19 protein-coding genes are annotated in these 21,086 nt (G+C 38.6%); 9 read left to right on the plus strand and 10 right to left on the minus strand.

Annotated features, from left to right (window positions below):
- Nucleotides 1-225: 225 nt before the first annotated feature.
- Nucleotides 226-648: a chlorhexidine efflux PACE transporter AceI gene (gene aceI / locus F944_RS07940; protein ID WP_004989124.1), complete on the minus strand. Its 423-nt coding sequence runs from the start codon at nt 646-648 to the stop codon at nt 226-228.
- Between the two features lie 88 nt (nt 649-736).
- Between aceI and aceR the strand changes: the two genes are divergently transcribed.
- The 4 genes from aceR (at nt 737) to F944_RS07960 (ending at nt 4,703) form a co-directional block, all read left to right on the plus strand.
- Nucleotides 737-1,618: an HTH-type transcriptional regulator AceR gene (gene aceR, locus F944_RS07945; protein ID WP_004989126.1), complete on the plus strand. Its 882-nt coding sequence runs from the start codon at nt 737-739 to the stop codon at nt 1,616-1,618.
- 86 nt (nt 1,619-1,704) lie between these two features.
- Entirely contained in the window at nt 1,705-2,694 is a 990-nt protein-coding gene (gene tal / locus F944_RS07950; RefSeq protein ID WP_010588697.1) for a transaldolase, read from the plus strand.
- A 72-nt stretch (nt 2,695-2,766) separates the two neighbouring features.
- Nucleotides 2,767-3,417, plus strand: a complete 651-nt coding sequence (gene leuE / locus F944_RS07955; protein WP_004989131.1) for a leucine efflux protein LeuE — start codon at nt 2,767-2,769, stop codon at nt 3,415-3,417.
- A gap of 110 nt (nt 3,418-3,527) precedes the next feature.
- Nucleotides 3,528-4,703, plus strand: coding sequence for a benzoate/H(+) symporter BenE family transporter (locus tag F944_RS07960; RefSeq protein ID WP_004989133.1), 1,176 nt, complete (start codon nt 3,528-3,530; stop codon nt 4,701-4,703).
- Between the two features lie 47 nt (nt 4,704-4,750).
- Here F944_RS07960 and F944_RS07965 read toward each other — a convergent pair whose 3' ends face one another.
- From F944_RS07965 to F944_RS07980, 4 genes are all read right to left on the minus strand, one after another.
- On the minus strand, nt 4,751-5,470 hold the full coding sequence (locus F944_RS07965; protein WP_004989136.1) for an MgtC/SapB family protein: 720 nt from the start codon (nt 5,468-5,470) through the stop codon (nt 4,751-4,753).
- 10 nt (nt 5,471-5,480) lie between these two features.
- Nucleotides 5,481-8,243 carry a magnesium-translocating P-type ATPase gene (gene mgtA / locus F944_RS07970; protein ID WP_004989137.1) on the minus strand — a complete coding sequence of 921 codons (2,763 nt, stop codon included), beginning with the start codon at nt 8,241-8,243 and terminating at the stop codon, nt 5,481-5,483.
- A 111-nt stretch (nt 8,244-8,354) separates the two neighbouring features.
- Complete coding sequence (locus F944_RS07975) at nt 8,355-9,047, minus strand: hypothetical protein (RefSeq protein ID WP_004989139.1); 693 nt, start codon at nt 9,045-9,047, stop codon at nt 8,355-8,357.
- A gap of 323 nt (nt 9,048-9,370) precedes the next feature.
- Nucleotides 9,371-9,814, minus strand: a complete 444-nt coding sequence (locus F944_RS07980) for an RDD family protein (RefSeq protein ID WP_004989141.1) — start codon at nt 9,812-9,814, stop codon at nt 9,371-9,373.
- A 280-nt stretch (nt 9,815-10,094) separates the two neighbouring features.
- Between F944_RS07980 and F944_RS07985 the strand changes: the two genes are divergently transcribed.
- Nucleotides 10,095-10,538, plus strand: coding sequence for a universal stress protein (locus F944_RS07985; RefSeq protein ID WP_004989145.1), 444 nt, complete (start codon nt 10,095-10,097; stop codon nt 10,536-10,538).
- A 41-nt stretch (nt 10,539-10,579) separates the two neighbouring features.
- Here F944_RS07985 and F944_RS07990 read toward each other — a convergent pair whose 3' ends face one another.
- Together F944_RS07990 and pepN are read right to left on the minus strand one after the other, a co-directional pair.
- Nucleotides 10,580-10,924 carry a hypothetical protein gene (locus F944_RS07990; RefSeq protein WP_227546596.1) on the minus strand — a complete coding sequence of 115 codons (345 nt, stop codon included), beginning with the start codon at nt 10,922-10,924 and terminating at the stop codon, nt 10,580-10,582.
- 212 nt (nt 10,925-11,136) lie between these two features.
- On the minus strand, nt 11,137-13,743 hold the full coding sequence (gene pepN / locus F944_RS07995) for an aminopeptidase N (RefSeq protein ID WP_004989150.1): 2,607 nt from the start codon (nt 13,741-13,743) through the stop codon (nt 11,137-11,139).
- A 392-nt stretch (nt 13,744-14,135) separates the two neighbouring features.
- On the opposite strand from pepN, the gene F944_RS08000 reads away from it, so the two are divergent.
- From F944_RS08000 to thiM, 3 genes are all read left to right on the plus strand, one after another.
- Nucleotides 14,136-14,393, plus strand: coding sequence for a hypothetical protein (locus tag F944_RS08000; protein WP_004989154.1), 258 nt, complete (start codon nt 14,136-14,138; stop codon nt 14,391-14,393).
- Between the two features lie 146 nt (nt 14,394-14,539).
- Nucleotides 14,540-15,697, plus strand: coding sequence for a hypothetical protein (locus F944_RS08005; protein WP_004989156.1), 1,158 nt, complete (start codon nt 14,540-14,542; stop codon nt 15,695-15,697).
- 26 nt (nt 15,698-15,723) lie between these two features.
- Nucleotides 15,724-16,548, plus strand: coding sequence for a hydroxyethylthiazole kinase (thiM, locus tag F944_RS08010; RefSeq protein WP_004989158.1), 825 nt, complete (start codon nt 15,724-15,726; stop codon nt 16,546-16,548).
- A gap of 50 nt (nt 16,549-16,598) precedes the next feature.
- Here the strand turns inward: thiM and F944_RS08015 are convergent, their stop codons facing one another.
- From F944_RS08015 to F944_RS08025, 3 genes are all read right to left on the minus strand, one after another.
- On the minus strand, nt 16,599-17,450 hold the full coding sequence (locus F944_RS08015; protein ID WP_004989160.1) for an AraC family transcriptional regulator: 852 nt from the start codon (nt 17,448-17,450) through the stop codon (nt 16,599-16,601).
- Nucleotides 17,451-17,511: 61 nt separating this feature from the next.
- Nucleotides 17,512-17,883, minus strand: a complete 372-nt coding sequence (locus F944_RS08020) for a 5-carboxymethyl-2-hydroxymuconate Delta-isomerase (RefSeq protein ID WP_004989162.1) — start codon at nt 17,881-17,883, stop codon at nt 17,512-17,514.
- A gap of 12 nt (nt 17,884-17,895) precedes the next feature.
- Nucleotides 17,896-19,608 carry an AAA family ATPase gene (locus tag F944_RS08025; protein ID WP_004989164.1) on the minus strand — a complete coding sequence of 571 codons (1,713 nt, stop codon included), beginning with the start codon at nt 19,606-19,608 and terminating at the stop codon, nt 17,896-17,898.
- Nucleotides 19,609-19,835: 227 nt separating this feature from the next.
- Between F944_RS08025 and mdh the strand changes: the two genes are divergently transcribed.
- Nucleotides 19,836-21,008: an iron-dependent methanol dehydrogenase gene (gene mdh / locus F944_RS08030; protein ID WP_004989167.1), complete on the plus strand. Its 1,173-nt coding sequence runs from the start codon at nt 19,836-19,838 to the stop codon at nt 21,006-21,008.
- Nucleotides 21,009-21,086 lie beyond the last annotated feature (78 nt).

A 21,086-nucleotide genomic window follows, 5' to 3' on the forward strand; every position in this document is an offset into this window, starting at 1 on the left:
TCATCAATGACAAAACTCAATTTATCGTACAAAAATATTGAGTAAAAATAAGACAAAACCGATAAATGGCATTAAATTAAAAATCATATATTTCAATATGATAAAATTTAAATATTTATAAAAAACTAATAAATTCAATTAGTAGCGAAATGAAAAATTTAATTGTCAATTATGTTAATTTTCATAAAAAAAGTCACCAATTTTAAAAATCAGTGACTTTAACTATTAGTTTTGAGGCGCATAACCCAGACGCATTTCTAAATGGTCATAACACCACTGGAATATAAAAGTATAAATCAAAATACACATGGTCAAGCCAAAGTCTAAAACAATCGCCTGCCAGATACTCATATTCATGGCGTAGGCCACCATTGGGATCGTTGCAAGCATCAAGCCGCCTTCAAAACCAATGGCATGAAGAATACGGACTTTAATGGTTCGTTTAAGTTGATGCTTATGTTCAAATTTTTCAAAAAAATGGTTAAAAATCATATTCCAAACTACAGAAGTCACCGCCATGGCAATACCTAGCGAACCTGTGACTTCCATCGGAACATCGAAAATAAAACTCAATGCGATTGCTATGATGACCAATAGAATCACTTCATAGCTCAAGGCATGAATAATTCGTCTTTTGGAAATCAACATTTTAAAACACTCTTTTTGTTTACAGTATGCTTATTTTATTTTTATAATTTTGATAAATCCAATCAGGTTCTTTCAATAATTTTGATAGATGAATATTAATCAAGAACAACTCACCATCTTTAAGACCGTGATGGAAACAGGTTCATTTTCTGCTGCCGCCAGAAAATTAAACAAAGTTCCATCTGCTGTCAGCATGTCTATTGCTAATTTGGAAATAGATCTTAATTTAAATTTGTTTGAACGACTTGGTCGTGAACCTGTTGCCACCTCAGAAGCGCATGTGCTTTATGAAAAGACCAACCAGCTTTTGATTGAAATGAATCAATGGAAACAACAGGCATATGCACTCAGTACAGGACTTGAATCAGTCTTGAATATTGTGATTGCGTCTGAACTACTGGATACCAATTGGACAGACTATGTCAGCTTAATTTCCAAACAATTTCCAGACTTACAAATTAATATTACCTCGGCACCTCAAGAAGATGCTTTAGCCATGTTGCTCGATCAACGCGCACAACTGGCATGGATGTTTGAACGGGAGAATCTGGATTATCGTGAACAATTTGTTGAAATCAAAAAAGAATCACTGATTCCTGTCGTCTCCAAAACACATCCTTTGGCGAACATGCAGCACATTCAATTTGAAGATCTGTTAAATCAGCGTCAAATCGTAGTGGCTAGTCGGGATAATACGATTAAACCTGAATTATTGTTCTCTAAAAATTATTGGCGTACAGATAATCACCATTCGGCTTATATGCTGATTGTCAGAAATTTAGGCTGGGGCGTTTTACCCTCAGAAATGTTTCAGGAAAACCCTAGATTAAAACAACAACTGAAAGTTTTAGATCTTCTGGATTTTACGCCCAAATTTGAATATTACATCGATCTAGTCTGGAGTCGAGAAAGTAAGCTAGGATCTGCTGCGCGATATTTAATCGAGCATATTCGACGTGACAGAAAATAATCAATCGACAAGTTTTAACGTGGATTTACAATAGAATATGCTATAACTAAAGAGATAAATATTTTAAACCAAGAATGTTGATTGCAATGACACAAACAGCTTTAGACCAATTAAAACAGGTTACAACCGTTGTCGCCGATAGTAGTGACCTCGAAGCGATTCGCCAGTTTCGTCCTCTGGATGCCACAACCAATCCCTCATTAATCACTGCGGCAGCTAGCCAGCCTGAAAATCGTGAACTCATCGAAGCTGCTTACACGCAAGCACGTGAAGAAGGTTATCAGGCAGATCAATTGATTGAACGTACCATTGATATTTTGACTGTCAAATTTGGCGTAGAAATTTTAAAGTTGATTGAAGGTCGTGTTTCGACTGAAGTGGATGCATCGTTATCTTATGATACAGAGGCGACGCTGCAAAAAGCGCGTGAATTGTCCAAACTTTATCAAGATTATGGCATCGATGCATCTAGAGTGTTAATTAAAATTGCATCGACATGGGAAGGTATTCAAGCGGCCAAAGTACTTGAAGCTGAAGGCATTGCATGTAACTTAACCTTATTGTTTGGTTTGCATCAAGCTCAAGCCTGTGCAGATGCGCATATCACTCTCATTTCTCCATTTGTCGGGCGTATTCTGGATTGGTATAAAAAGGCTGAAAATATTGATCACTATCCGATCGAAAAAGATCCGGGCGTAATATCAGTCAAAAAAATCTATCATTATTATAAGCAACACGATATCCAGACTCAGGTGATGGGTGCAAGTTTCCGTAGTGTCGATCAGGTTTTAGGTCTAGCGGGTTGTGACCTACTGACGATTTCTCCAGCATTGTTGACTGAATTAAATCAAGATCATCGTCAGGTTGAAACTGTTTTAAGCTCAAAATCAGCATCGGATGCCGAGAAAATCAATCGCGATACACAAACACGTGAAAGTTTCAAAATTGAACTTGAACATGATTTAATGGCTTTTCAGTTATTACAAAGTGGTATTGATGGCTTTATCAAAGCGCGTGATCAGCTCAATACCTTACTACGTCAGTCATTTGGAATTGATGCCGAAATTCAACCCTAATATTTGATAATTCACATATTAAAACCGATTTTTGTTATAGTACAAAAATCGGTTTTTTATGAGTAAATCTTCGTGTTCGGGATTATAGATCTAGCAACTTACATCGTTGGTACCTTGTTAATTGTATTTTTACCCGGACCAAATTCTATTTACGTCATGTCGATTGCTTCGCGCTATGGTATTAAAACTGGTTATCGTGGTGCATTTGGTATTTTTACGGGCGATGCGATTTTAATTTTGTGTACGGTACTTGGCGCCGCGTCTCTTATGCACGCTTTTCCATGGATTTTTACCACGCTAAAAATTGTGGGTGCACTTTATCTGTCTTATCTAGGGTTTAAACTACTGCAAGCAAGTTATCAACGCTGGAAAAATAAGTCTGTGGAAGAGATTCAAATGGCAGACTTACCGCAACTTGATCAAATTCATCCTTATCGCACTGCACTCGGCATTAGCTTACTTAACCCTAAAGCGATTTTATTTTTCTTGTCTTTTTTTGTGCAATTTGTCGATCCTACTTATCCTTATCCCGCGCTAAGTTTTCTGATTTTATCCATCATTTTACAATGCGTAAGCCTAAGTTATTTAACCATTTTGATTTTTTCCGGAGTGAAATTATCAGCTTTTTTTAAATCTCAAGATAAAATCGCTGCGGTCAGTATTTTTATGGTCGGTATTTTATTCTTTGGCTTTGGTTTAAAACTTGCGACTTCAACTTTGTAAGATTTTACCTTTTGTTTAAATCCCTACCTCTTTAGAATACAACCCATGCTTTTCTTTCGCTGAATTTTGAAAAGCATTTTCTTAAACACCTTATGACCTAAAGCTGAATCATGCAAAAATTTATTCGTGATTTTTCACTTCCTGCCGCTTTTGCTGGATTTGTTACTTTTCTGATTGGGATCAGTGTATCTGCTGTGTTGGTTATTCAAGCCGCACAAATACTGGGTGCAACGACCGAACAAATAACCTCATGGTTTTGGGCATTAGGGATTGGGATTGGTTTATCTGGTCTAATTTTGTCATGGAAATTTAAACATCCTGTAGCAACATCATGGTCGACAGCAGGTCTAGCCTTAATTATTGCAACAGGCAGTGGCTATAATTTACATGAAGCGATTGGGGCATTTTTGGTATGTGGCTTAATCACAGCACTGCTTGGTTTTTTTGGTGTTTTTGAAAAAGTCCTCGCTTATATTCCACAAAGTTTGACCAGTGCAATGCTGGCTGGCGTTTTACTTAAATTTGGAATTGCTATTTTTGCCAATATGCAGGATCACTGGCAGTTTATTCTAAGTTTACTTACCATCTATATCGTTTCTAAACGTGTTTGGCCACGCTACTGTATCGTCATTACGGTCGTGATTGGCATTATCATCTGCCCATTTTTTATGGAGTTTCACCCTCCTGTTCTACATTGGACTTTGGCAAAACCGGTGTGGATTACACCTGAATTTACGTGGTCTGCAATTTTAGGATTAGCACTGCCCCTTTTTGTCATCAATATGGCATCACAATATTTACCTGGTATTGCCATGATTAAAAGTTATGGTTATCGCCCTCATGTTAATCAACTGATTGGCTGGACGGGAGCAACGCAAACCATACTTGCCCCTTTTGGCTGTTATACCGTCAATATTGCCGCGATTAGTGCCGCTGTAAGTCTGGATGATCAAGTGCATCCTGACCCAACCAAACGTTATATTGCGGGGATCAGTTGTGGATTTTTCTACATTTTAATGGGTTTGTTTGCAGCGACACTTACCAGTTTGCTGATGTCATTTCCGTCATTATTCATTATGGCGCTGGCGGGTATTGCTCTATTTGGTACCATTAGCCACAATATCGCCATTGCCTTTCATGAACCGAATGATCGCGAAGCAGCGCTACTGACTTTTTTATGTAGCGCTTCTGGGGTTCAGTTTTTTGGAATTGGCTCTGCTTTTTGGGGATTAATTGTCGGAATTGTTGTTTCGCTTATATTCAAAGTAAAATTTAAAAAGGTATAAACAACAAACTGCTTTTTAAAATTTCATTGAAACTAAAAATACGATGTTTAAGCCATCGTATTTTTATCCCAATAGGCCTGTTGAACTTGTGGCATTTGATTAAGTTGCTTAATCATTTCATTCATTTCAACAGGGTCTATGGACGTTGCAATTAAGGTTGCCTCGATTTCCACATCTTCTTCACCAAAAGGTTCAACATCCAGATCCATCAAGGGATAATTCAAACTTTGCAACATTTCGGTGAGTTTATACATCACCATTTTTCGATGATCCTTATGGGCGATCAGATAGATCACATGGGTCACTTCTGATTCAGCATCCAATGGTTGCCGATCCATCATATTGACGAGAGGTCGTAATAAAGTATTCGCGGCGATAATAAATGCTGTCGCCAATATCGCCTCCATAATCAGATCTGAACCCGCTGCAGCCCCCACAGCAGCAGAACACCAAAGTGTCGCTGCTGTGTTTAAACCATGAATATTGCCTTCCTGACGCATAATCACACCTGCACCCAGAAAACCGATCCCAGAAACTACATACGCAATTACGCGTACTGCACCATCTGCCCCTGAAAGATTATTGGCGATATCAACAAAAATTGCAGCGCCTAAAGCGACCAGAACATTGGTTCTCAAACCCGCCGTTCTTTGTCGATACTGTCGTTCAAAACCAATCAATCCACCCAATAAAAAAGCAGTGGTCAGACTGATCAAAGTATTAGCCATATTAGATAGACTGGTATTGTGTAAAAATTGCAAAACCATACTGCACCTGTTATTGCCAGCCATAACGACGAATATAAATACCTTTTATCCATTGAGTCACACACATATAAGCCAATAAAATACAAGGTAAATATAGAAAATACGTCAATGGTAAAGCTTCTAGTTTAAAGTAATGTGCCAAAGGCCCCATTGGTAAAAATATTCCAATTGCACTAATGATCATCGTCATGACTACCAACGGTGTTGCAGCACAGCTTTGAATAAACGGAATTTTTTTGGTTCGAATCATATGAACGATTAAAGTTTGAGTCAGTAGCCCCACAACGAACCAGCCAGACTGAAACAAGCTTTGTTGGGCTGGTGTATTCGCATCAAATACGAACCACATCATGCCAAAAGTCAAAATATCAAAAATAGAACTGATTGGCCCGAAAACCACCATAAAACGCCCAACTTCTGATGGCTGCCAGCGTTGAGGTTTTTCAAGCTGCTCTTCATCTACATGATCAAACGGAATGGCAATTTGTGAGACATCATAAAGTAAGTTCTGTACAAGCAAATGAATTGGCAGCATAGGCAAAAATGGAATAAATGCACTAGCTACTAATACCGAAAAAACATTACCAAAATTTGAACTGGCCGTCATTTTGATATATTTGAGCATATTGGCAAAGGTTCGACGACCTTCAATGACACCATTTTCAAGTACCATCAGACTTTTTTCGAGAAGAATTAAATCTGCTGACTCTTTGGCAATATCAACAGCCGAATCTACAGAAATCCCAATATCCGCCGCACGAATCGCTGCCGCATCGTTAATCCCATCACCGAGAAAACCAACCACATGGCCATTTGCCTTAAGTTGCTCAACGATTCGTTCTTTATGAATTGGACTTAATTTGGCAAAGATAGTGTATTCTTCTACGACAAGTTTTAAATCTTCGTCAGATAATGTCTCAACCATTCCACCCAATAAAACCTTTTCATGAGGAATACCAATTTCTTGACATATTTTTTGGGTCACAAATTCATTATCCCCAGTCAGTACTTTTACACTAACACCATGCGCATGTAATTGTTGTATGGCAGGTCGAGCAGATTCTTTAGGTGGATCCAAGAAAGTGATATAACCAGCCAAAATTAGGTCGCTCTCGTCTTTGACTGAAAAGTTTTCGCAGATACCATCAAAGTCACGATAAGCTACAGCCACAACGCGTAGACCTTCACGATTATAATGTTGCGTAATTTCTTCAATCTCTTTACGAAGTTGGGCAGTTAACTCTTTGATCTCTCCTTTAATTTCAATATGAGTACAGACCTTGATCATTTCCTCGACAGCACCTTTGGTCACCATACGAATCTGGGATTGAGGAGTACGTACGATTACTGACATACGGCGGCGTTCAAAATCAAATGGAACTTCATCAAGCTTTTTAAAACGTAGCTTTTCAAACTTCATATCTTGATCAACAGCTTCAAGTACAGCTACATCCAACAAGTTCTTGAGTCCCGTTTGATAATAGCTATTTAAAAAAGCCAGCATCAGCACTGTATGTGATTTTTTTCCTAATACGTCGACGTGATGTGATAGAAAAATTTTATCTTGTGTCAGCGTTCCTGTTTTATCGGTACATAGCACATCCATCGCACCAAAATTTTGAATGGCATCCAGACGTTTCACTATTACTTTTTTTCTGGATAAAAATACCGCACCTTTCGCAAGTGTTGAGGTCACAATCATCGGGAGCATTTCTGGTGTTAAACCCACCGCAACGGACAGGGCAAATAATACTGCCTCACCCCAATCTCCTTTGGTGAACCCATTAATGAATAAAACAATAGGTGCCATAATCAACATAAACCGAATCAGTAACCAACTGATTTTATTCACGCCTAGCTGAAATGAAGTCACGCTGCGATCGGTTGCAGTAACCCGGTGTGCCAATGCACCAAAATAAGTTTGAATACCTGTATTAAGCACGACAGCTTTTGCCGTACCTGAGACCACATTGGTTCCCATAAAGACTAAATTATCAAGTTCTAATGGGCTATTTACATCCATACTATGTTGTAATGCATATTTTTCTACAGGCATAGATTCTCCAGTCATGGCTGCCTGTGAGACAAATAAATCTTTTGCCGAAAGAATTCGACAGTCAGCAGGAATCATATCTCCCGCAGAAAGCAAGATAATATCGCCTGGAACCAGATATTGGATGGGTATTTCAAACTGAATCTCTTTAAGCTGTTTTACTTTCGCCCCATATCGCTGTTGCAGCAAACTCAAATCTGAATAATTAATCTTACGACGCAACACCATGGCCGTATTCGTGACCATAGCTTTGAGCGACTCAGCGGCTTTGTTTGACTTAGACTCTTGCCAATATCGCAAAAATGTTGAAAGCAATACCATGATGCTAATAATGACTGACCCAGTTAGATCATCTGTGAGGAATGCGACAACAGCCAAAAGACTCAGTAATACATTAAAAGGATTACGATAGCAGTACCACAGATGTTGCCACCACGTTAACGGTTTTTCCTGTGCAACCTCATTAAGTCCAACTTTAAGCTGCTGCTCTTGTGCTTCAACTTCAGTTAAACCCTCTTCATGCGAAGATAAAGTATTTAAGAGTGCTTCACTTTCAAGTGTTGAATAATGTCTTAATTGCACTGCCAGAGTTTGCCCAATTTCTTTGGCATAACTAGATTGATGCAATTCTTTAAAAGAACTATTTCGAATAAAGAAACGTTTTAAATGAAAAGTTTCCAGAAAACGTGTAAATAGACGTTGCCATAGATCATATTTCATGTAGAGATCTCCTTTTTTTCAGGCATACGAAGCTGCACTCTATTTAGATGAATAAAGTGGATTTGCAATAAATGATTTAGAAAATAAGTGCTTTGGTTCTAAATAATCAGATTAGGGCGTAAAGCTTAAGCCAAAGCCAAACCATCGCTCTCGAAAAGTATTTAAGCGCTGTCCAATGGACGCTTCAAAAGTCAAAATATTAGGAAGGATAGAATAATGAATAGCACCTTGTAACAAAGGCGCATGTTGATCTTGGTTATAAGTTTCAACACTAACACTTGTTTTTGGAGTTAAAGCAAGGTTAGATGCCAAACTCCAGCGCAGTAAATTCAAGTTTCGTGGTGAATATTGATAACCAATATTACTATCTATATGCAGAGAATTATTAAGATAAACTAAAGAAAAAGGAATGTTAAGAAACCACTGAATGGACTCTTTATCTTTTTCATTCTGCTGGGAAACTTGAAGGCTGGCAGCCATTCCCCATTGACTCATCGGTTGGATCACACCTTTAACTTGAGCGAACCATTGCCCTTTTCCCGCATCAACAAATTGGTCAGTATAAGAAATCGAACTTTCAACCCCCTCAATGAACTGGCAAGCCGTATTTAATTGATAGCTTGCCTGTGAAACTGACGGGCGAGTTACAGCGGATTCCAACTGGCAATGTTTTGCAGACACAATGTCTGCATCGTCTGTATTCAACAATGGATCTGCTTTGGCATATTGTGACAGCAACATACAAATCCAGATGCAAAAGCATTGAATACTATAGAGTTTTAAAATTGAAGCATGTAACCACATTAGCTTCTCCCACATTTTAGAAGGAGTCTAAGCAGGCAGTATTACGCCCGAATGAAAATTCAGCGTGATTCAATATAGATATGGATATAAATGTAATGACAAACTATCTCATTGCAAGATAGTCGCCCTAAGTAGTGACTTTTCTTGCTCAGATGACAGTATGCATAACCAATTTACAGCATAACCTCGAACAACTTCCCACTTAGGGTCTCCTCATATTAAATTTGGCTGTATTATATTTAGATTTTCTTAATTTACAAGTCCTTTTAGTGCAACTTTTTACAGATAAAATACAATTACTGTAAAAACATCATCTGCATCGATTAAAGTTCTTTGACCACGACTGTTTTCGCCATTTTATCGTGCCAACCCTGTTTTTTTGAATCAAATGCAATCCAGATGAATCCGAGCATAAAAACCAAAGTAGATGGTATATATCCGATATAACGAATAATCGACTGACCTAAAGTCAGTTTATCACCCGTTTTTTCATCTAGCACCTTTAAACGCATCAAACGCTTGCCAGGTGTTCCACCTAAATATAACCAAAAGAGAATCGTGTATAAAAATGGGAAAATATAATTGACTAGAATATCAAACCATAGCGAAGCTTTTTGATCAGCCAAACCTGTAGAAAAAACCAGATCATAATTCCCTTGATAAAAAATCCATGCTGAAGGTATGATAGCTAACATCATAATCAGTGTATCAATAATCGAAGCGCCACAACGTATCCAAAAGCCTGCGTATTCATATTTATAAGACATGTTTTCCTCTCATTGTTGTTATCAAGGCAGTATTTTTAATTAAACACTATCATTGATTTTATCCTAATCTAAAAAAGTGAAAGGCGAAATATGCAACGTCATCATCGTGCATACTATTTATTCAAACAGAAGAAACCATTTAAAATTTTTAAAATGTGATAAGTTTTATCCTATGCAGCCTATACAAATAATAATAATTTTTAGAAACACAATCTTCTGATACTGTGTTAGCCTAAAAGCATAAAAGATTTTTAGAAACAATAAATTAAGAGGAAATATTATGTCTTATCATCGTATCTTGGTTCCAGTCGATGACTCACCTCTTTCAGATGCAGCAGTGAAACATGCTGTAGATGTTGCGAAAGCATTTAATAGTAGTGTAACGGTAATGAGTGTGGTTGCCGTTGATCCTTTTGTCGGCGTCGATTTTTATAAGGTTGCACCTGCGGTTACTGAACATTTGTTTGAAGCTGAAACAAATGCAGAAGCACATTTACAAAAAATAAGTAATATTTTCAGCTCCAATGGAATTGAAACAAATACCAAAATTATTAGAGAAGAACCTACAGCGATAGGAATCTTGAATATTGCAGATGAAGTGAATGCGGATTTAATTATTATGGGTTCTCATGGCCGTTCAGGTTTAAAAAAATTAGTGCTGGGTAGTGTTGCACAGAAAGTGCTTGCTGAAAGTCCTGTACCTGTTTTGATTGTCAAAGCTTAACAAGCAAAAACCTAAAAAAACCGCTTAAGCGGTTTTTTTGTTTAAACGTTTTCGTCTTGGAAATATTTAAGCCAGAATGCTTCTCGACATGTCGAATTAAACTGAATGCGCTTAGGGGTGATATGCTCTAATCGATGTTGATGATCGACGACTTCATAGCTAATCCAATGCTCACGACAAGCTTCGATCTCGATGGCTGTTGCATCATGCTCTTCAATCTTGCGAATGGTAATGCCATTTTCAAACTGAAAAAGCGACATTTTTCCAATAACTTGAATATCACCATCAAACCATTGTTTTATTTTTTCCTCTTTATCCACTACCTGATGTTCCGAAGGTTGCTCTGGATATAGAATACTTTGAACATATTTTGAGAGATGAGACATCACACACGCAGTCATGCATAAGGTGGCAACATGATACCACCAAAGTATAAAATAATGTGCTTATAAATTTACTTGCGTAGCAAAACAATCAAACGTCGTTAGAAATCTTCTTTATGACTAAACATTTTCTCACTTTTCAGGGAAAGCAGTAGTCTGCTGCATAACATTACTGCATAACCCAACTCAGTGAATTATGCAGCAGATCATTTCAATTAAACACTTAAAATACTATTTAAGGTTTCAGTCACATTTTTCGACTTCACACGAGACTGTAAAGCTTTTAAAGCACCTTGTACATGACTACGCTGAGGTTCAGCCAACGTGTACCAACGTGACAATACCTGTAGTAAACGTGAACCTAAAATCGGATTTTTTTCATCGAAGTATTCTGCTAAACCAATATAGTGTTCAACACCAAAGCTCCATGCATTGACAGGATTATTACTTAATCCACCGCTGACCGCTCGTACACGGTTAGGTGTACCTAAATCGTAATCTGGATGTTTGGTCAAAGCAGCAATACTTTCAGATGTTGCACTTGGATTGGCTGCCTGTACCATAAACCATTGATCAAGCGATAAAGCTTCATCCTTATAACGATTATAAAAATCGTCTAAAGCTTGCTGTGCTTGTGGCGCATCATTCCAGACCAATACGCGTAATGCGCCCATACGTTCTGACATGTTATGGGTCTGTTGATACTGGTTGTAAGCCAACTCAAATGCCCCGACATCACCCTGACGCACCATCATACTCAGCATGATATTTTTTAAAGCACGCTCGCCCATCGCCTGAGAGAAATCATTTTGCAAAGATGGATCAAGGGATAGATAAGTTTCTTTCCAGAAAGTAGCTAATTCACGTGCCAATGTTTCCAGAACCGAGTTACGTTTTTCCTGCACTACTTGTGGTTCATAATCACGATCAATACGACTACCCAAATACCCTTCAGTTGGCACATCAAATAAACGCGAGGCGAGTAGCGGATCTTTACGCACTAAATCAGGCAGCGTATTTTTAATGGCTTGAATATAAGGTTGAACATCATGATCTTTAAGCAAAATCCGCTCAAGCAAAGTTTGACTGGCTTGCCATTGATTAAAACCACTGGTTTCATGCTGAATCAGAAATGCCAATTCATCATCGCTATAGTCAAATTCCAAGTTCACGGGTGCAGAAAAATTGCGCAACAAGGATACAACTGGTTGCTCGGCGACCTGTGTGAATTCAATAGTGGCCGTATCTTGATCAAATAGATAAACCCCATCCTGAACAGCATCAACAAATAAATCTGGAGAATGAAGCGTATATTGTTCACCTGTTTTGGCATTAAATAATGCAAGCGCGACAGGAATTGGGACTGCTTTTAGATTTGGATATTTCGGATGCGCTTTTAAACTTTGTTTAAAGTTTAATCGATAAGTTTGTTTTTGAGCATCGTACTCGGCATTGACTTGGAGTTTAGGCGTACCTGGCTGGTTATACCATGTCAGAAAATTTGATAAATCTATACCTGAACCTGATGATAACGCATCCACCCAGTCTTCGACTGTCACGGCTTGACCATCATAACGGCGGAAATATTCATCTGTCCCTTTACGGAATTTTTCTTTTCCAAGTAAAGTCGACATCATACGGTTAATTTCCGCACCCTTTTCATAGACGGTAGCGGTATAGAAATTATTAATTTCAACAAAATGATCTGGTCTTGGTGGATGTGATAATGGACCTGCATCTTCAGGAAATTGATGTGCTTTCAACACTGCAACATCATCAATGCGTTGTACCGCCGCCGATTGTAAATCTTCTGAAAAAGACTGATCACGAAATACAGTTAAGCCTTCTTTTAAACAGAGTTGGAACCAATCACGACAAGTAATACGGTTTCCTGTCCAGTTATGAAAATACTCATGAGCAATCACCGATTGCACGCGCATAATCGCGGCATCAGTGGTGTATTCTTCATCTGCCAATACACATGAGGTATTAAAGATGTTTAATCCTTTATTTTCCATCGCGCCCATGTTGAACTGACTCACCGCAACGATCATGTAATTATCCAGATCGTAAGCGCGGCCATAGTGTTCTTCATCCCAACGCATCGAATGTTTTAGGGCTTCCATGGCAATATGACATTTTGGAATATCTTTTTCGATCGCATAAATTTCAAGTGCAACATCACGACCTTCAGAAGTCGTGTAACGGTCTTTCAATACCGCCAAATCACCAATCACACAGGCAAATAAATAGCTAGGTTTCTTGGTTGGATCTTGCCAAATTGCAAAATGACGATTCTCACCCACTTCACCAGTTTCAAGTAAATTACCATTGGCGAGCAATACAGGATATTTTTTATCGGCTTCAACACGAGTGATAAATTCAGCCAAAACATCTGGACGGTCTGGATAAAAGGTAATTTTACGAAACCCTTCTGGTTCATTTTGGGTGACAAACAAATCACCCGCTTTATATAAACCTTCGAGTTGCGTGTTGCTTTCAGGATGAATCATCACTTGAGTATTTAAAATAACATCATCAGGTACGTTGGCAATGACCAACTGCTCAGAATCAAGTTGATACTGATCGGCTTGTAAACTTTGCCCATTCAATATAATCGATTTCAACTCTAAATCACGGCCTAATAACACCAAATCCCCAGCAGTTTGACGTTTCATGACCAAGGTTGCGTCGACAATAGTGCGATCATCATAGACCTGAATATCAAGGTTAATCGACTGCACTAAAAATGAAGGTTTTTGATAGTCTTTAAGATATACCGTTTGATCCGCCTGAACGTGTGGATTTGCCGCAATATTCATATATTTTCCTATGTCGCCACTTGTATCGTGGTATCAGTATTTATTGTGTATGAATCTGATCATACGCCAACTTAACTGAAGTGTCTGTGTTGTTTCACGTTAAAATTTACATGGGTGTAAGGCTTTGATTTTTCAATTCCCCACGAGTTAAAATTATTGATATTGCTTCATATCTTATGTAAGAACATCTGTTCAGCATTACCATAGCTATCTCACTGGTTACAGATTGACCAACAAATCTACACATGTGCTTGCATGGATTACGTCGAATTACTTTTTTTCTAAACTGCTTACAGTTTGTGCACGTTTTTTGCTTTGTCTTAAATGACGTCATTAGTCAAAATAAAAACTCAATCTATGCTATACACAAAATAGCCGAGAGGTGACATAAGATGGAATTAACTCAACACTTGTACCGCGCTGAAAATATCAAAGCTATTCATGATTTACATGATGCAGGCGTCGCTCATAACGTGATTGCCGTATTTATGACTGCCGAGGGTATAGACATTCAGCCACAGGATGTGACCAGTATCGTCAATACTTATGATGCGCTGGGTAAAGAAAAACTACCAAGCAAGAAAGTGAAAGCACTTATTGCTGCCAAAAAATTAGGACAGCATGACGAGTCCTTGCCTTGCCCTGTTTAAATAAAGCAATTTTTTAGATCAAGAAAGCCTGAACTTTACGGAGTTTCGGCTTTTTCATTTGATGGAGTTTCAATTATTCCAGTTTCCCCTGACCATTCGGCTCAGAGCAAGCTATAATCTTCTTTTTACTCACGTATAATTTTCGCATGATTTTGAATATTCTGAAAAAACAGCTTGATGAAAGTACACTTTGCCCTTTATGTCAGGCAGCAATGTACTTTGTGGAAGCTGATCAATTTGATCAGGAGGTTCTATTTCATGAATGCAGCCATTGTCAGCACCAAGTCTTTGCTGATGCAAAAATGGTCTGTCATTGTGCAACTTGCACCAAACAACGCAAAAAAATGATGCAAGACACTCTGCAACAAGAACAGCGCAAAAATAAAATTAAAGATGACATCATCTATAATCTGGAAGACTTAAGTTTATTACATAAGCTTTATCTTTTAGCCCTACTCGATGATCGAATTCAGGACAATCTGCCACATGATGAATATATTTACTGGGATCGAGTCAAATATGAATACATTAGCCCCAATTATTTATTTCAATATGGCTTGCTCAAAGAGTTGATTAAATTGGGTATTTTGGCTCCCAAAAACCTTCAGGATGATCAGCACATCTATTATTTAAGAGTCCGTTTGGATGGCTACAACGAACCCAGTTTATTTAGTATCGCCCAACAATTACGTTATTGGTTTTACGAAAACTTAAGCCTAGGCATTCCCTACAAAACTTCAGATGAAGTGAAAGATGTTTTATTTTTAGTGCTTTATCAGGAAATTATTCAATTTATGCAAATGTACTGCCGTACATGGGGCATACAAATTGCAGGTAATCGGAGCTTTCAGCAATTTTGTTATCGTTTGCTCGATAGCTTGGCTGTAGGTCAAGTTTATTATCTTATTCAAACTGCTTTGGATTATTTATATAATAAAAAAGCCTTACAGCCACGTAATGAAAACTTTATTAATACTAATATTTTAAAAAAGACCTTGGAGCAATATCGTGAGCGTTCACTCAATGAAAAATGGGAAACATCTACGCTACCACGCCCAATGAATTTACCTCTAAGTAAAATGAGTCAAATTTTTTTGTTCCATTTTCTATCTTATGATGAGCGTATTCTCATTCAACCGATCTGGCGCGCATGGCGAAAGATTGAACCTCGACTTAATTTTTATTCGATCAAACGTTGTATGTATTGTGGTTCTCATGATTTAGAAGTGGATTATGATGCTGCCGATTATGTGTCTTTGATTTGTCGACATTGCAAACATCAGGATCATTATTTTACGCAATAATTTTTATAAGTTTTAAGGGGGAAAATATGTATAACTCATCCAATATTATCGACTATGTCATTGAAGCGTGGGAAAAATTACAACAGCAAACACCACTAGTTCAATGTATCACCAACAGTGTTGCAGCAAATTATGCAGCCAACGTTCTGCTCGCCGCAGGTGCATCTCCTGCCATGATTGATAACCCATTTGAAGCGGAAGCATTTACCAAAATCAGTGGTGCACTCAGCATTAACTTAGGTACGCCAACCACTGAACAGATGCAAGCCATCAGGATTTCAGCAAAAACTGCCCATGAAAATCAAATTCCGTGGGTATTAGATCCAGTTGGTTATGGCGCTGTTTTGAAATGGCGAAGTGATACGGTCGATGAATTACTGCAATATCATCCCTCTCTAATTCGTGGCAATGCATCAGAGATCAGCGCACTTGCAGGAAGTTTATCTCAAAGCAAAGGCGTAGACAGCACCTTAAAAAGTGATGATATGTTCCAACTTGCACAAGGCTTGCTGAGTAAAGCCAGTTGTATTGCCATATCTGGGGAAACCGATTACATCTTGTCGACTGCCATGACCTGTATTGTCAAAATTCGTGGCGGTAGTCATCTACAGCCCAAAATTACCGCGACAGGCTGTGCTTTAGGTGCATTGATTGCAGCATATTCTGCGGTTGCACCCATTCATTTAGCCACCATTGCGGCCCATGTTCATTTCGCGATTGCAGGTAAGCTTGCTTATGATCAGGCTCAAACGGTGGGCAGTTTTAATACCATGTTTATGGATTATATTCATATGATGGATGCCAATTTAATTGAGCAATATGCCTGTATCGAACTGATTTCGGATGATTAATCAGCACTTATTCTAAAAAAGAGACGAAAATCATCGTCTCTTTCCATGATTTATTTTAACAGCAGATAAATATCTGTGACTAAATCTGCTTCATTCACTTCATGTACAAAATTGTGATAATGAAAAAAAACTGGATAATCGCCAGCTTGTTCCTGTTGTTCAGGTAACCAGTTTCTAAATAGAAAATACACGCTTTCGCGAATCTGATCGTGACTACCTAAATGCCGAATCATGGCATAACGCCCTGCTGGAATTTCACCTATTTTGATTCCATCGTCTTTTTGAGCAAAAGGTTTATCGATTGAACCCGCAATATCAAAGCGAAATTCCTGTTCTGGCGTCTGTTCTGGATCAGAAAAAGGTATGCCATAGGTTGCAGATTTTCTGACTGGAGATAGTCCTGTTCTTTTACGCCATTCAATAAACTTGGCCGCAGTTTCAAATACTTTTTCAGGCGAACCAAGATGCGAAATATAAGCTATTTTCTCTAGCGGTCGCTCAATGATATTTACGTTCATGTCTAACTCACTTTTAGGGGTGAAATACACAAACTTCGTATGCCAGTTTTGCCAGTTAGGCTCAGTTCTAAAAGCACTCGGAGTCTGGTCAAATGAACGTTTAAACGCTCTCGTAAATGCTTCAGGACTGTCAAATCCTGAATTGAAAGCAATATCAATAATTTTGAGTTCGTGATTAAATACCAGTTGAAATGATGCGCGTTTTAAGCGCAACATCTGCGTATATTTCATCACATTGATACCTAAATGTGCGTAAAAAATACGATGAAAATGAAAGCGTGATAATCCTGCAATTTCGCTTAATCGCTGTAGATTTAGTGGTTCATCCAAATGTTGTTGAATATAATCACAGACACGTTTTAGTTTCAGATCATACGCCATCATAGCTTCAATACTTGTTCATTTGACAGAAGCATTATGAAAGGATTAAACGCGCCGATCCTGATCAAAATTGCGATTTAATCACGTGTTTAAAATAATCCTGTTTCGGCATTTCAATTAATTCTACACAGCTTTGCACAGGAAAATCTTGCTGCTGTAAGGCAGAATAAGAAAGTAATACTTTCAGAACGTTCTTCCCAATTCCCTGCTTTTGCTGTTGATCACGTCCAGACAAAAGATAAACTTTAACATGCACATAAGCTTGCTGTTCAGCCCCAAGCCCAATTACAAAAACATCATCCATGTGCGCTCTGGATTTAATATCAAGTGCTTCGCAATAACCTGTTTCCACCAGTGCAGTGTTGATTTGCAATAATAATGGTCTAGGTTCAAAATCTTTCAGATTTGCAGAATAATCAACAATCACGTGGGGCATAATCAAATCGTCCTATTCAATAAATAAGAGTGCTAACCGTACCTGATCATAGCCCATACGTGGACTGGTTAATTCCACAATCGGTCTAAGTTTGATAGAACCGTCATCATTAAAATTTTCTGGGCGTTTGCTTTTTTGCACACGTTTATAGAGTTTTCTGATTTGTTCAACCACTTCATCTCCCGGATGTGCAACAGAAATATCGAGTCCTTGTTCTTTTTGTAGACGTGCCAGATGGTTAATAATGGTCGCAGGTGTTAAACCACGTTCCGTTGCAATATCCTGAATATCATAGCCTTCTTCAAATAAAGCACGGGTTTCATCCAGTGTCGCTGAACCATAGTTTTGCTTTTCACCTTTGGCCAGTTTTTTCTCATTTCTTTGAATCTCAGTTTCATTGAGCGTACCACCGCAGTGACGAATAAATGCTTTATGTTGATCACTTAAATCGGCATCAAGAAAATGCTCTTCTGCATCCTGAGATAATTCCTGAAAACGTTTATCAGCTTTTAGAGCCAATGTATCCAGTTCCAATGCCTGATCATTAAAACCTAATAAACGCAAACCTGTTAAGGATTTAAGTCGCGACAAAGCCACATAGCCCTGTCCTTTTTCAAAGGTATGCGACAGATTAATTTCTGCGGCTTCAAGGGTCATGCCCTGACTTTTATGAATAGTAATCGCCCATGCCAAACGCAGTGGAATCTGCTGAAAACTGGCAATACTTTTTCCGGCTTCATTTTCAATTGACCATGTTTCAGGTTCAACAAGCAAAGTCGTGCCATCGGTTAATTTTACTTTGGGCAAAATGCCGTGTTCATCATCTTCTTCAAAACCAATAACTTCGCCCAAGCTGCCATTGATATAGCCCATATCAAAGTTATTTTTTACAAACATGACCTTGGCATGTTTTTTCAACATTAATTCTTCAGGTGCGCGTACAGAAGACTTTAAGGTTTCCAACATTTTCTCGTTGCCATCTAGCACAGCATTGAACTGATGTTCTTCATTTTCAATTTCATTAAGATGTTGAAAATTAATATTATCGACATCCATATTATGCGTATAAAGACGGGTAAATGTATCACCGATATCTTGCTGACGTGATTGTAGTAAAGCCTGCGTATGTTGTTGCTGAATATCCTGTGCACGTATGGCATTTAAAATTTGATTCAAAATTTCATCATCCTGGCGATGCTGTTCGGTCAAATAGCAGACCCGAAATTTAGCCTCAACCCATGCATCCGACATAAAACAGAACTTGTCACGATTACGTTCGTCGTTTTTTCCTACAGGCGGTAACTGGAAAAAATCACCCGCTACAATGACTTGGATCCCACCGAAAGCCTCATCACTTTCTTTAAAATATTTCAGGACTTGATTGACCAGATTAAGCTGTTTGGCATGCAGCATTGAAATTTCATCAATAATTAAAACTTGTGCATTTTCAAGATGTTCTTTTAAATATTTGCGCTCTTTCATGCGTTTGAGATCATCATCAGATAAATAATCTTTAATGCCAATCCCGGCCCAAGTATGAATGGTCATCCCATTCATATGCGTTGCTGCAATTCCAGTAGATGCAGTCACTGCAACAGGCACTTTACGTGCTTTTAAGTAATTAATGTATTGATTCAGGGTATATGTTTTTCCTGCACCAGCCGAACCTGTTAAAAACACATTTTCACCCGCTTTTAATAACTTCAGTGCAGTTTCTTGCTTCATAACCTGATCATTTCCATAAAACAGCCCATAGCTTAACGACTTTCATGCAAAAGTGAAATCCGAAAGCGACTCAAAATATTAAACTAAATAAATATCAAATAGATACAACAATATTTTTATTGGTAGGTTTTTGGTAGGTAGGAAAAAAATAGTCAAATCAGAATACTAGCTTCACGGTGAAGATCACCTGTAAAAACAAATGGACTAATGGAAGAAGGAATCGCTCCATGGCTTTAAAAAATATTGCTGACCAAACAAATGGTTTTTATATCCCATGTGTTTCCCTTTTTGGCCCAGGTTGTGCCAAAGAAATTGGAACCAAAGCACAAAATTTAGGTGCAAAAAAAGCGCTGATTGTCACTGATGCAGGTCTGTTCAAGTTTGGGGTAGCAGACACGATTGCTACATACTTAAAAGATGCAGGGGTAGATAGTCATATTTTCCCAGGTGCAGAACCTAACCCAACCGACAAAAACGTACATCATGGTGTTGATGCCTATAACGACAATCAATGTGATTTTATTGTCTCGCTTGGTGGTGGTTCATCACACGATTGCGCTAAAGGAATTGGGCTCGTAACCGCAGATGGCGGACACATTCGTGACTATGAAGGCATCGATAAAAGTAAAGTGCCAATGACTCCATTGATTGCGGTGAATACCACAGCGGGTACTGCCTCGGAAATGACACGTTTTTGTATCATTACCAATACCGATACCCATGTCAAAATGGCCATTGTTGACTGGCGCTGCACACCTCTTATTGCGATTGATGATCCCAAACTGATGGTCGCCAAGCCAGCCAGTTTAACTGCCGCAACAGGTATGGATGCGTTAACCCATGCCGTTGAAGCGTATGTCTCAATCGCAGCCAATCCCCTTACTGATGCCTGCGCAGAAAAAGCGATTTCCATGATCAGTGAATGGCTCAGCCCTGCGGTTGCCAATGGTGAAAATCTGGAAGCACGTGATGCCATGAGTTACGCGCAATATCTGGCTGGCATGGCATTTAACAATGCTTCACTCGGCTATGTACATGCGATGGCACATCAATTAGGCGGTTTCTATAACTTACCGCACGGGGTTTGTAATGCGGTGCTATTGCCACATGTCTGTGAGTTTAACCTAATCGCTTGTCCAGACCGATATGCACGCATTGCGGAACTGATGGGCGTCCAAACACAAGGCTTAACTCAAAATCAAGCCGCACGCGCAGCGATCAATGCGATTCGAGAGTTGTCCCAATCGATCGGAATTCCATCTGGACTGACCGAATTAGGTGTGAAAACCGAAGATTTGGCGGTTATGGCTGAAAATGCACAAAAGGATGCCTGTATGCTGACCAACCCACGCAAGGCAACTCATGCACAGGTGGTAGAGATTTTTAAAGCAGCACTTTAATGACTTGAATTATTCAAGATCATTTCACAGTCTCCAACTTTTGTCCTTAGAGCAAGCTTCTCTCTCCAACCAGCTTGC

It is taken from the genome of Acinetobacter ursingii DSM 16037 = CIP 107286 (assembly GCF_000368825.1).
Classification (GTDB): domain Bacteria; phylum Pseudomonadota; class Gammaproteobacteria; order Pseudomonadales; family Moraxellaceae; genus Acinetobacter; species Acinetobacter ursingii.